Source organism: Pinirhizobacter sp. (assembly GCF_036499745.1).
Taxonomy (GTDB): domain Bacteria; phylum Pseudomonadota; class Gammaproteobacteria; order Xanthomonadales; family Rhodanobacteraceae; genus Pinirhizobacter.
Genome location: NZ_DASYDG010000012.1, coordinates 44,454 through 56,475, shown reverse-complemented (window position 1 = coordinate 56,475; position 12,022 = coordinate 44,454). Strand labels below are relative to the sequence as shown.

Sequence of the window (12,022 nt, the reverse complement as noted above, 5' to 3'; positions counted from 1 at the left end):
AAAGGACCCGCCGTACGGCTAATCTGTGCCGCATGCGCGCCAAGCCCAACGCCCAGCCCAACCAGAGCCTTATCGACGGCATTCGCACCTTGCAGGCCCTGGCTTCGGCACCCGAGCCGGTACGCTGCCGCGAACTGGCCCGACAACTGGGCGCCGACACGACACGGATCAACAGGCTGCTGAAGACGCTTGCCTATATGGGCATCGTCAGGCAGACCTCCGATCGCAAATATGCGCCGGGGCCCGGCATGCACGTGCTGGCCGCGCAGAGCCTGTTCGCCTCCGGCCTGATCCGGCGCGCGTTGCCCGAGCTTGAGCGTCTTCGCCGCTTCGGCCATACCGTGGCGATGGGCGTGCTCTGGAACGATAGCGTGAGTTACCTGTTCCATGCGCCGCCAGGAATTGAAGCGGCCCGCGGCCTCGGACGCATCGGCGTGCTTCCCGCCACCACCAGCGGGATCGGCATCGTGCTGCTCTCGCAGCTGCCCGACGATGAGGTTCGTGAGCTCTATGCGAACCGCGACATCCCGATGTTCCCGGAAGGCGTGGACAGCTTGCTCACCACGCTTTCAGTCACCCGCGCACAGGGCTTCGCCCGCGTGCACGTGGCCGACGAGCGTGACCACCACATCGTGGCGGTGGCGACAGGTGCACCCGTGGTCGCGGGACTGGCGATGTCGGGGTGGATTCCCGAAACAGCGACCACCGAACTGGTCGAAGCGCTACGCGGTGCGGCGCTCGCGATCGGCTGACACGTTCCATGGCAGCGATTGACGTGTTGCTATATTAGTAATACGGTCCAGCGTTCGTGATGAGGGGCGCATGGCATGATTGAAAATGGAGAAGCCACGCGGCCGGGGAAGTTGCGTTGGGCGTTGCTGGCCCTCCTTTTTGTCTCCACCGTGATCAATTACCTGGACCGGCAGGCGCTGTCGATCCTGGCCACGACCATCCAGCTGGACCTGAGCATCACCGATGCGGCCTACGCGCACATCGTGCAGATGTTCCTCTTCGCCTACACACTTGCTTATCTGCTGGCCGGACGGATCACCGACTGGCTTGGCTCGCGCATGGCCCTTGCACTGTTCGTCGCCTGGTGGTCGGTGGCCAACCTGATGACCGGCATGGCCCGCAGCGCGTTCGAGCTCGGTGCCGCGCGCTTCGCGCTTGGGCTGGGTGAGCCGGGCAACTACACGGTTGGCTCCAAGGTCGTGTCAGAACGCTTCCCGCCGACGCAACGCGGCCTGGCTCTCGGTATCTACACGGCTGGCGCGATGGTCGGCGCGACGCTGGCTCCGCCGCTGATCGGCGGCGTGGCCCTGGTGTATGGCTGGCGCTGGGCGTTCGTGATCACCGGTGTGGCAGGGCTGTTCTGGCTGGCCGGCTGGCTGTGGATCCATCCGCGCGAACCGCGCCCGGTCACGCTACCTGGCGCGAAGAGCGAAGGCATGGTGTGGGGGCAGTTGTTGCGGGACCGCACGCTCTGGCTGCTGGTGCTCTCCCGCGCCGTGGCCGATCCTGTCTGGTACTTCTACCTGTTCTGGTTTCCCAAGTACCTCAATGATGTTCGTGGCATGACACTGGCCGCGGTGGCATCCATGGCGTGGGTGGTGTACCTGGCAGCGGACGTCGGCAGCGTGGGGGGCGGGGCCATCTCCAGCGCCATGGTGAAAAAGGGTATGGCGCCCGCGCGCAGCCGCCTGATCGCCATGGCCGGTGCCGCCATGCTGGCGCCGGTGGGCATGCTCGCCGCGGCGCATCCGGCGATACCGATCCTGTTCGCGATCGGCTCGGCGGTGACCTTCGCCCACCTGGTGTACCAGATCAACATCAGCACGCTTGTCGTCGATCTCTATCCCAGTCGCAATATCGCCACCGTTTTCGGGATCATCGGCGCAGGCAGTGGCCTGGGCGGCATGTTGTCCGCGCAGGTGGTGGGTAGCCTGGTCACGAGCGGTCATTTCGATCACTGCTTCGTGATCATGGCGTTCCTGCATCCGATTGCCTTCGCCGTTGCATGGCTGGGCGTGAAGCTGGCGCCGCGTTCACCGGCGACCGCAAACACGGTGCTGGGTCAGGAAACGAGTTCGGCGTAATTGAAGAAGCGCTTACCAGGCCGGGCGCCCAGACCCGGGCCGGTCGGCAGGCTGTAATGGCCGTCGGCATAGCCCATGTCGGTATCGAGCAGTTCAAGCGACCGCGCGAATACCGAGTGCTGCCACTCGTGCCGCCATAGCCCCGGCAACGTCGCCGACGCATGCAGGCTGGCGGCGAGGAAGAGGCCCGCACCAATGGTGGCGTGCGGCGCCGTGGCGACACCATGGGCCTCGGCCAGCGCATTGATGCGACGAAACTGGGTGATGCCCGTGTGCCCCATTTCCGGCTGGATGAAGGCGACACTGCGCAGGTTCAGGCGAAGGCGTGCCTCGTATTCGGTGTACCACTCTTCACCCGCGGCAATCGGCGTGGGCGAGCGTTCGGCGAGCCATGCCAGTCCGTCGATGTCTTCCGGCTTCACCGGCGCCTCGGCGAAGAAGGGACGATATTCGGCCATGCGCTCGATCAGGGCGAGCGCTTCGGAGGGCGAGAATTTCCAGTGCAGGTCGACCATGATGATCGCTTGCTCACCCAGCGCGGCACGCAGCGCGGCGACTTCCTCGACGATGCCTTCGCTGCTGACCACCGCATGGATCTTGAAGGCGTCATGGCCCTGGGCGTGAAACTGCCGTGCCATGTCGACGCGACCGTCCAATGTCGAGGCGGGAAGCCCGGAGAGATAGCCGGGTATGCGGTCGCGACGGCGCTCGCCGAGCATCTGCCACAACGGCACGCCGTGCGCGCGGGCACGAAGGTCCCACAGGGCGATGTCCAGCGCCGTGATCGCATCGACATGGAAGCCGGAGGTGCAGCCCCGCACGCGCATCAGCCCGTAGAGGTCGTCCCAGATGCTTTCCACGTCCTCCGGGTGGCGCCCGATGAGCTCGGGCACGAGCAGATCGTTGATGATCTCGGTGGTCGCCCGGGGTGCACAGATGCCATAGGTCTCGCCCCAGCCTTCGCTGCCGTCAGTGCAGGTGACGCGGACGGCGATGGAGCGATCCACCGATGGGTAGATGGTCCCGTTACCGTGGCGCACGACGTAGCCGCGCGAGTTCACCCGCTCGCCCGGGCCCAATGGGCCAAGGTAAGGCGTATCGCGCGGCACGGTGACGATGAAGGTTTCGACGTTGGCGACGGCGCTGTTCATTGGGGCATTCTCGCTTGTTCGCCGGGGTAACTGTCCAATGGCAGCAGGTCCGCGATGCGGGCTAGCAGGGCGTCCAGTTCACGCAGGTCCCACCGGTCGAGCGCCGGGCCGGGCGCCCGGACGTAGTCGCTGCCGATCATTCCCCGGCGTAACAGGATGGCCTTGGTCAACCGCCAGCGGAACACCGCCTGCATGCTAAGCAAGGGCAACGTCCGCTCGAAGAGGTCACGGGCACTGTCCACGTTACCGCTGCGGTAGAGGGCGAGCATCTGGACATGGACCTCCGTGACCTCGCAGGCAGGCATCGTGCCGGTAGCACCCCGCTGCAGTTCGTCGATGATGTAGCGGGCACCCGCACCGCCAAATACAGCCTCCACGCCATGACCGGCTTCCGCGGCGAGGGCCGTGATGCGATGGCCTGACGGCTGGGTTTCTTCCTTGGCGTAGCGAATGCCCTTGACCGCGCGTGCCAGCGCGGCGACCTCGGTAACGCCCAGGCCAACACCCAGTGGCGCGGGCGCATTTTGCAGCATGATGGCAAGGCCCGTCGCAGCATGGATATCGTTGAAGTAACGCGCCATTGCGTCACCATCACCAGCGTGCGCGTGTGGCGTGAGGATCATCGCAGCCACCGCACCGGCATTGGCCCCCGCATGGGCAAGGCGAATCGCCACGGCCGCATCGGCATGACTGGCACCTACGATAAACGGCACGCGGCCACCGATCCATTGGCCAAGCGAAGCGGTGACCTCCAGGCGTTCGTCGACCGACAGCATGTCGTACTCGCTCGCCAAACCAGGAAACACCACGCCGGCCGCGCCGGCCGCAACGATGTACTCAAGGACATTGCGCGTACCGCCGAGATCGAGCGCGCCACCGGATTCGAAGATCGTCGGCAGTATGGGAAAAACACCTGCGAGTGGAGTCATTGCGCGAATGTCCTCGAGCGTGTCGGTGGTCAAGAAATGCTGCTCTGCAGCAGTGATCGTCTTGTGCGGGTGCCCTTGCAAGCTCATCTATATTGCTATAATAGTGACGATAAGCCAAGCAAAACATGCCGCGAGCGACGGGGAAAGACAGTGGGGTCGACGGGGGTCGATCACTTCCCCAGGCTCACCACCGAAGGGGGAGGAATAACAACCATGGCTCTTACTCGTCGCACCATCCTGTCGACCCTGATCGCGCAAGTGCTCTTCGCATCTGTTCCCGCCGTCGCGCAGACGAGCAGCGACAACAACATCGGGGCGACGGCACAGCCGCCGCCGACCCAGCCAGGGAGCACACCGCCGCAACCGGACACGGTGGATCTGCAGGGCGTCACCGTCTCGGGCATCCGGCAGAGCCTGGAAAAATCACGTGACCTCAAACGCGATTCCGCCCAGATCGTCGATGCGATCGTGGCTGATGACATCGGCAAGCTCCCGGACACCAACGTCGCCGAATCGCTCGGTCGAGTGGCCGGCGTGCAGCTGGAGCGTGGTCTGGGGGAGGGCAGCAGCGTGCTGGTTCGTGGCCTAAGCCAGAACGTGTACCTGTACAACGGGCGCGAGATATTCGATGCCACGGGGCGTGGCGGCAATGGCCTGGACCAGCTCAACACGTCCACCTACGGCCTGTTGACGCTGGTGCCGTCGGAGCTGATCTCGCAGCTCTCGGTCACCAAGCTCGCCAGCGCCGACCAGCTTGCCGGCGCGCTTGGCGGCATCATTGATATCCGGACGCGCATGCCATTGAACGCCGGCGGCGACCAGAACGTCGTCAGCGTGTCGGGCACGTACAGCAAGCTCGCCCGCAAGGGTGGCGGAGACGGCTTCGCGCTGCTTTCCGGCCACACCGATGACAACCGCCTGGGCGCCATGATCGCCGCTACGTACAGCCATGGCACCGTGGTGCAGCAGGGCCTGGATACGTTCTCCGGCTACGCCGCGTTCAAGGATCCATCGACACCCACCGTTACGCGCTATGGCAGCACCGACACGCGTGCGCAGAACATCCAGGACGACCGCACCAAGAAAGGTGTGAGTGCCATCGTGCAGTGGCGCCCGGCGCCCGGCGTGGAGATCGTGGCCGATACGTTCTATTCGAAACAGACCGCGGATCGTGATCGCTACTGGCTGGCCTTCAACCCCAGCGCGGGCTTGAGCAACGCGGTGTATTCACCGAACAACATCCTGGTAGCAGGCCGCTCCACCAGCCCTATCCAGGCCAATACCGAGGTTGCCGACATCGATGCCGATGTGTGGTCCACCGCGCTGCGCGCTTCGTTCAGGGCGGGCGAGCACCTGGACGGCTCGGCTGAGGTTTCCTTCGACCGCTCGAAAGCGGAGTACCACCAGAACTACATCCGCCTGCAGCCGGTGGCCGGCGTGAATTCCGTCATCGACTACGACCTGCGCAAGGGCGACTTCGGCAGCTTCAATGTCAGCGGCGTGGATCTTATCGATCCCTCGCAGATGCGCCTGTCGATCCTGTTCGACAACGACTACCGCGCCAAGACTGATGCCCCCGCCGCCCGCACCGACTGGACCTGGACCTTCGACTCCGACCATATCCAGTCGCTGGACTTCGGCGCCCGCGTCACCTCGGTCCGCAGCGACCAGGATCCACTGCGCGCCGATATCCGTCCGACCAACGGCATCCCGGCAAGCTCCCTAAGCGACTTCCTGCGTGTCTACACCAACGATAATTTCATGAAGGGGGAATTCGACGGCCTGCCGCGCAGTTACCTTGGCAGCTACCGTTCGGTATTCACCGGTTGCGACGCTTTCACCGGCTTCCCGTCCATCAGCCAGAATTCGCAGTGCCTGGATGGGCGCAACAATGCCCTTGCCTATGCGGGTACCTTCAGCATCGACGAAGACTTCTACGAGGCTTATTCGAAGGTCGACTGGGCCTTCGAGGCCGGCTCCATGCCGATCTCGGGCAACTTCGGCGTCCGCTACGTACAGCGAGAGCTCGATTCATCGGGCAACCTGCTTTCGGGTTCGGGCGCTCCCATTCCGACCGACTACCGCAGCACCAGCCGAAACTGGTTGCCGTCCGCGGTTGCCAAGTGGGAGATCACCGACAAGCTTCTGTTGCGCGGCGGCGCGGCGAAAGTGGTGGCCTTCCCGAATACCGAAGACCTCAACAACGGCGTGACGTTGAACAATAATGCCGTGTTCGATAACGGGGTGCAGATCACCCCAGGCACGGGCAGCGGCGGTGCGCCGGCACTGAAACCGTTCAAGGCGAGCCAGTACGACCTGTCGCTGGAGTACTACTACAACGATACCGGCATGCTGTCGGCCGGCGTGTTCTACAAGGACATCTCCACCTTCATCGTGCAGCAGCAGAGCATCGAGAATTACGGCGGTGTCAGCTACTTCATCAATCGCAAGGTCAATGGCGACCAGGCCACGGTGAAGGGTGCAGAGCTCCTGGCCCAGGTGCCGTTCACTTTCCTGCCCGATCCCCTCAACGGCTTCGGCATGGTGGCGACCTACACCTATATCGACTCAAACACGCCCATCAAGGACGTGACAGGCTCCTCGCTGACCTTCCCGGGCCTGTCGAAGAACAACGCCAACCTCATCTTCTACTTCGAGAAGGGACCTTTCAGCGCCCGTGTTGCGTACAACTGGCGCAACCAATACCTGGTGGCCCTCTCCGCTGCCAACACCGGCATCTACAACGACACGTATAAAGACCTGGCAGCATCGGTGACCTACAACTTCACCGACAAGATATCGGTGCAGCTGCAGGCCTCGAACCTGCTCAACAGCCAGCAGCGTACCTATGACGGCAGCACCGAAGGTTTGCGCACCAATGTGGTATATGGCCGTAACTACATGGGCACGCTGACCTGGCGGTTCTGACCATGCCAGGTATGCGCAAACGGGGAGAAGGCGGTTGAGCGGCAAGGCATTGGCAGGAAGGGTGGCGATCGTCACGGGAGCGGCGAGCGGGATCGGCCTCGCGGTGGCGCGACGTCTGCGCGAGGAAGGCGCGGCGGTGACAGGCATGGACCTGAAGCCGTCGGGGGATGTGGCCCTGTCGCTCGAAGTGGACCTGCGTGACGACTCCGCGGTGCGCCAGGCGGTGGAGGCCTCGGCGCTGGTGCAAGGCGTGGCCACCATCCTGGTGCATTGCGCGGGGATCAGCCCGCCGGGCTCGATCCTGGAGTCCGACGACGCGCTCTACCGGGAAACGTACGACGTGAACGTACTGTCCGCCGTGCGTCTGCTTCGTCATGCCATACCTGCCATGCGTGATGCCGGCGGCGGCTCGGTGGTGCTCACATCATCCATCAACGCCCGCTTCGCAACGCCCACGCTTGCCGCCTACGCGGCCAGCAAGGCGGCCCTGGAATCGCTGACCCGCACGGCGGCGCTTGAATTCGCACCGTGGCAGGTACGTGTCAACGCCATCGCACCGGCATCCATCGACACGCCCCTGCTACAGGGTTCATTCGAGCGCGACGCCGATCCGCAGGCGGCCCGGTTACGCAACATCGCGCGCCATCCGCTGGGGCGGCTCGGCACCGCCGAGGATGTCGCGAACCTCGCTGTGTTCCTGGCGGGCGAGGAAAGTGCATGGCTCACCGGCGGCCTATTCCCGGTGGATGGCGGCGCGTCGGTGACGCGTCGCTGAGGGGACATGATGGGAAGTGATTTCATAGCGATCAACTGGGGCAGTTCCAATTTTCGTGCCTTCCTGCTCGACCACACCGGACATGTGCAAGACGCCTTCGCCGAACCTGCGGGCATCGCCTCGCTCGATCGCGACGGCATGGCGGCGCAGATCGAACGCCTGCTGCGACGCTGGCCCGTGGCATCCACCCTCTACGCCTGCGGCATGGTGGGATCGAATGTGGGTTGGGAGGAAGCCGGTTATGCCCAGTGCCCGATCGGCGTGGAAGACCTCGCCGCGAACCTGCATCCAACGACCATCGCAGGACGCACGATGCATATCGTGCCGGGCCTGGCTTGTCGTCGCGCGGGCGACGGGGCACCGGACATCATGCGAGGTGAGGAAGTCGAGCTTTTCGGCCTGATGCGCGCAGGCCGTCTGCCCCGCGACGGCGTGGTGGCGTTGCCGGGGACGCACAGCAAATGGGTGCGCGTGGTGGAGGGAAACGTCATGGAATTCATGACGGCGATGTCGGGTGAGATCTTCGACCGGCTCACGGCAGCGGGCATGCTCAGTTCCATCGTTGCGGCGCCGGCCAGCGTCGGTGATGCCTTTACCGCTGGCGTGCTATCCGGGGTTGAAGGCGCCCTGGGCCTGGGCACGCAACTGTTCGGGGTGAGGGCACAAGTGATGCGCAACGACCTCGCGCGTGACGATGCGGCCTCGTACTTGCGCGGCCTGTTGATCGGCGCGGAGATCAGCGATGCCCGCTCGCTTTACCCGCTGGGCCCCGACAATAAGGTCACCCTGGTCGGTACCCCGGTCGTCTGCGCACTCTACGCCGAAGCACTCGCCGTGCTGGCGATACCGTCGGTCACTATCGACGCGGCGGATGCCACGACGCAGGGTTTTGCAGCGCTGCATGCCGCAACGGGCGTCATGCAGGCATGAGCACCGTCAGCCTGGTCGCCCAGCCTTATGCGCTGGTCGGCGAGTCGGTGCGGATGGACGGCGATGACGTGCTATGGCTCGATCCGCCGCAACGTCGCTTGCTGCGCTGGTCACCCTCGGACGGCAGCCTTTGCGAGATCGCATTAGCCGTCCCGATCTGGTCGCTTGGGCGGCGGCCTGATGGATCCTGGGTAGCCGCCGGCGAGGAGGGTTTCCACGTGATCGACGTGTCGACGGGAGCCCTCTCCGCAGGGCCGCCGGCACCATTGGCTCCGGGCTGCCGTCTTAACGACATGACCATCGATGCGCAAGGCGGCCTGTGGGCCGGATCGATGCATCGGGGGCTGTTGTCGGGCCGGGGTGCGCTCTACTACGCGCCCGATGCCCACGCGAGCGTGACCCGGGTGGCCGACGGTCTTGGTGTTGCCAACGGGATGGCCTTTCGCGACGGGGGTACGACCTTGCTGGTGGTCGATACCCTGTCCCGAACGCTATTGGCTTATCCACGCGAAGGCGTGTCGGTGCTCGCCGAGCCCTTCGTGATCACCGACTTCCTCGCCATTCCGGGCAAGCCCGACGGCATGGCGATCGACGCCGAAGGATGGGTCTGGGTCGCCATGTGGGGAGGCGGATGCATCGTTCGCCTGGCTCCGAATGGAGCGGTGGAACAGATGATCACGTTGCCCGCGCCGCACGTGGGCAGCCTTGCCTTCGATGGTGACGGGAAAGCCTATGTCGGAACCTCGCGTGCCCGGCTCACGGATGCCGCGATCGAGGCGAATCCCGGTTCAGGTGGGTTGTTCCGGGTGAGGGTAGGGGAGTGACCGGCTGCTATTTCCGGCTGGCCACGCGAACGGAACATCATTGAAGACTCCGGGTCAGAAATGATAGCGGGCAATCATTGACACCAAAATGGTAGCGTGATATCACACTACGGCAACGGGATACCCGTTTCACGTGGGGGACGTGTCGTGGACTATTGCTGCTTGCCGTACAGTCGCCGAGCTATTTGCTTCGCCATCGCCGTGGGGCTGGCGATTCCGCTTTCCGCGAATGCCCAGACTCAGGAAAGTACCCCGGGAGAGGTGTCCACGACCCAGCTCGGCACGGTCATCGTGACGGCCAACAAGCGCGATGAGCGCCTGCAGGATGTCCCCATGGCGGTATCGGTTTTGACCGAAACGCAGCTTGATCGCCAGAACGCCACGAGCTTTGCCGACTACGCCACGCAGGTGCCCGGGCTAAACACGGTTTCAACGGGGCAGGGCTGGACGCAGTTGGTTTTACGCGGCATTACCACCGGCAGCCATCAGCCCAATGCGACCGTCGGTACCTACATTGACGACACGCCTTACGGTTCCAGCACGATCTACGCGGCCGGCAGCATGCTGACGCCGGACATCGACCCGAGCGACATCGAGCGTATTGAAGTGCTGCGCGGCCCGCAGGGCACGCTTTATGGATCCAATACACTCGGTGGACTGATCAAGTTCGTCACTACGCCGCCAGATACCACGCAAGCCAGCGGTCGCATAGGCTTCGACGTCAACAGCGTGGCCGGGGGCGGCAACGGCTTCGGCGCGCATGCCATGGCCAATATCCCGTTGGTGGCCAATACGCTTGGCCTGCGCGTGAACGCCTACGAACGCACGGATCCGGGCTACATCGATAACGTCAACACCGGCAAGAACGAAGTGAACGAGGCCAAGGTGCGCGGCGCACGCGCGCAATTACTTTGGACACCCAGCGACAAGGTATCGGTGCGTTTTTCGGCGTTGGCACAGAACCTGACCAGCGATGGTCTTGCCAATGGCGGGATCGATCTCGATCCCAATACGCTCCGGCCCGTCTATGGATGGGACAAGCAAAACCGCGCGGCCGGCACGGGCACGTTCAAGGTGAAGTACCGGCTGTATGACCTTTCGGTCAGCGACGACATGGGCTGGGCCAAGCTTATCTCCACCACCAGCTACGGCACCTTGCGACTGAACGAGAGCCAGGACATCACCAACCTGTTCGGATCGGTGCTCAACTCGATCTTCAGTCTGCCCAACGGCGGGTACGCGGAGGTCCAGCCCATTTCCCTTAACAAGGTGACTCAGGAATTGCGTCTGCAATCGCCCGCCGACCAGACCTGGGAGTGGCGCACGGGCCTGTTCTTCACACACGAGCACACCGTGGATGGCCAGGACATCACCAGCTTCGATTTCAACACCGGTACGCCGATCGCCTTGCCAACGCTGGGCAACGTGTCAGTGGGGCCTGCCATCTTCAAGGAGTGGGCAGGCTATGGCGACCTGACCTGGCACGCCACGTCGCAGTTCAGCATCCTGGTGGGTGCGCGCTATAGCAGCGACAAGACCACGTACTCGCAGACCACGACGGGCCTGCTCACCGGTGATACCGCATTTACCACCCGCAGCAGCGATCATCCGGTCACCTACCTGTTCAATCCTAGCTATAAGTTCTCCGAAGACATCATGGCCTATGTGCGTGTCGCCTCCGGCTTCCGCCCAGGCGGCGCCAATGTGGGTGTACCACCCGGCCTGGGTGCGCCATTGACGTTCGATCCGGACCGGCTCACCAACTACGAAGTGGGCCTGAAGACACTGATGCTCGACAAGCGCATGAGTGTCGAGCTCAATGCGTTCTACATCGACTGGTCGAAGGTGCAGCTCACATCCACCGCGGGTGGTTTCAGCTTCCTGGGCAATGGCGGCAAGGCCACCAGTAAGGGCGTAGAGGCGAGCTGGCGATATCACGCGGCACGCGGACTTACCCTGTGGGCCAACGCCACCTATACCAACGCCAGGCTCGCGCAGGACAACCCGCCCGGCGGCGTCTATGGCCTGAAGGGCAATCCGCTGCCCTATGTGCCGAAGTGGAACGCCAACCTCGGCGTGGACTACACCTTCCCGATGGGTACGTGGTCCGGCTTCCTGGGTGGCAATTTCAGCTACGTTGGCCGCCGTGCAGCGGAGTTCAACACCGTCCCGTCGCCACGCTACTTCCTGCCAGGCTATAACAATATCAACTTGTACGCCGGCGCCGGCGTGGACAACTGGACGTTCAAGATCTACGTCAAGAACCTGGCGAACAAGCACGGCATCACCTCGGTGTGGCCGGAGACGCAAAGCTCCATTGCCAGTCCCTTCAACGCCACCTTGCAGACGCCACGCACGGTTGGCGCATCTGCCACCGTTGATTTTTGAC

9 protein-coding genes are annotated in these 12,022 nt (G+C 63.8%); 7 read left to right on the top strand and 2 right to left on the bottom strand.

The window, feature by feature from the left end; translation table 11 throughout:
- Window positions 1-32: 32 nt before the first annotated feature.
- Both VGM61_RS04605 and VGM61_RS04600 read left to right on the top strand, forming a co-directional pair.
- Entirely contained in the window at window positions 33-752 is a 720-nt protein-coding gene (locus tag VGM61_RS04605; protein ID WP_331521557.1) for an IclR family transcriptional regulator, read from the top strand.
- 75 nt (window positions 753-827) lie between these two features.
- Window positions 828-2,096 carry an MFS transporter gene (locus tag VGM61_RS04600; RefSeq protein WP_331521556.1) on the top strand — a complete coding sequence of 423 codons (1,269 nt, stop codon included), beginning with the start codon at window positions 828-830 and terminating at the stop codon, window positions 2,094-2,096.
- On the opposite strand, the gene VGM61_RS04595 is transcribed toward VGM61_RS04600, so the two are convergent.
- Complete coding sequence (locus VGM61_RS04595) at window positions 2,075-3,247, bottom strand: mandelate racemase/muconate lactonizing enzyme family protein (protein WP_331521555.1); 1,173 nt, start codon at window positions 3,245-3,247, stop codon at window positions 2,075-2,077. The genes VGM61_RS04600 and VGM61_RS04595 overlap by 22 nt on opposite strands.
- Window positions 3,244-4,176, bottom strand: a complete 933-nt coding sequence (locus VGM61_RS04590; protein WP_331521554.1) for a dihydrodipicolinate synthase family protein — start codon at window positions 4,174-4,176, stop codon at window positions 3,244-3,246. Before VGM61_RS04590 ends, VGM61_RS04595 begins: the two co-directional genes overlap by 4 nt.
- 213 nt (window positions 4,177-4,389) lie before the next feature.
- Between VGM61_RS04590 and VGM61_RS04585 the strand changes: the two genes are divergently transcribed.
- The 5 genes from VGM61_RS04585 (at window position 4,390) to VGM61_RS04565 (ending at window position 12,021) form a co-directional block, all read left to right on the top strand.
- Complete coding sequence (locus tag VGM61_RS04585) at window positions 4,390-7,104, top strand: TonB-dependent receptor (protein ID WP_331521553.1); 2,715 nt, start codon at window positions 4,390-4,392, stop codon at window positions 7,102-7,104.
- 34 nt (window positions 7,105-7,138) lie between these two features.
- On the top strand, window positions 7,139-7,879 hold the full coding sequence (locus VGM61_RS04580) for an SDR family NAD(P)-dependent oxidoreductase (protein ID WP_331521552.1): 741 nt from the start codon (window positions 7,139-7,141) through the stop codon (window positions 7,877-7,879).
- Window positions 7,880-7,885: 6 nt separating this feature from the next.
- Window positions 7,886-8,809, top strand: a complete 924-nt coding sequence (locus VGM61_RS04575; protein WP_331521551.1) for a 2-dehydro-3-deoxygalactonokinase — start codon at window positions 7,886-7,888, stop codon at window positions 8,807-8,809.
- Window positions 8,806-9,633, top strand: a complete 828-nt coding sequence (locus VGM61_RS04570; protein WP_331521550.1) for an SMP-30/gluconolactonase/LRE family protein — start codon at window positions 8,806-8,808, stop codon at window positions 9,631-9,633. Before VGM61_RS04575 ends, VGM61_RS04570 begins: the two co-directional genes overlap by 4 nt.
- A 261-nt stretch (window positions 9,634-9,894) precedes the next feature.
- Window positions 9,895-12,021, top strand: a complete 2,127-nt coding sequence (locus VGM61_RS04565) for a TonB-dependent receptor (RefSeq protein ID WP_331521549.1) — start codon at window positions 9,895-9,897, stop codon at window positions 12,019-12,021.
- The last annotated feature ends 1 nt before the right edge of the window (window position 12,022 follow it).

Coding starts and splice junctions, on each gene's coding strand:
- VGM61_RS04605 (WP_331521557.1), top strand. CDS start 33: ATGCGCGCCAAGCCCAACGCCCAGCCCAACCAGAGCCTTATCGACGGC.
- VGM61_RS04600 (WP_331521556.1), top strand. CDS start 828: ATGATTGAAAATGGAGAAGCCACGCGGCCGGGGAAGTTGCGTTGGGCG.
- VGM61_RS04590 (WP_331521554.1), bottom strand. CDS start 4,176: ATGACTCCACTCGCAGGTGTTTTTCCCATACTGCCGACGATCTTCGAA.
- VGM61_RS04570 (WP_331521550.1), top strand. CDS start 8,806: ATGAGCACCGTCAGCCTGGTCGCCCAGCCTTATGCGCTGGTCGGCGAG.
- VGM61_RS04585 (WP_331521553.1), top strand. CDS start 4,390: ATGGCTCTTACTCGTCGCACCATCCTGTCGACCCTGATCGCGCAAGTG.
- VGM61_RS04575 (WP_331521551.1), top strand. CDS start 7,886: ATGATGGGAAGTGATTTCATAGCGATCAACTGGGGCAGTTCCAATTTT.
- VGM61_RS04595 (WP_331521555.1), bottom strand. CDS start 3,247: ATGAACAGCGCCGTCGCCAACGTCGAAACCTTCATCGTCACCGTGCCG.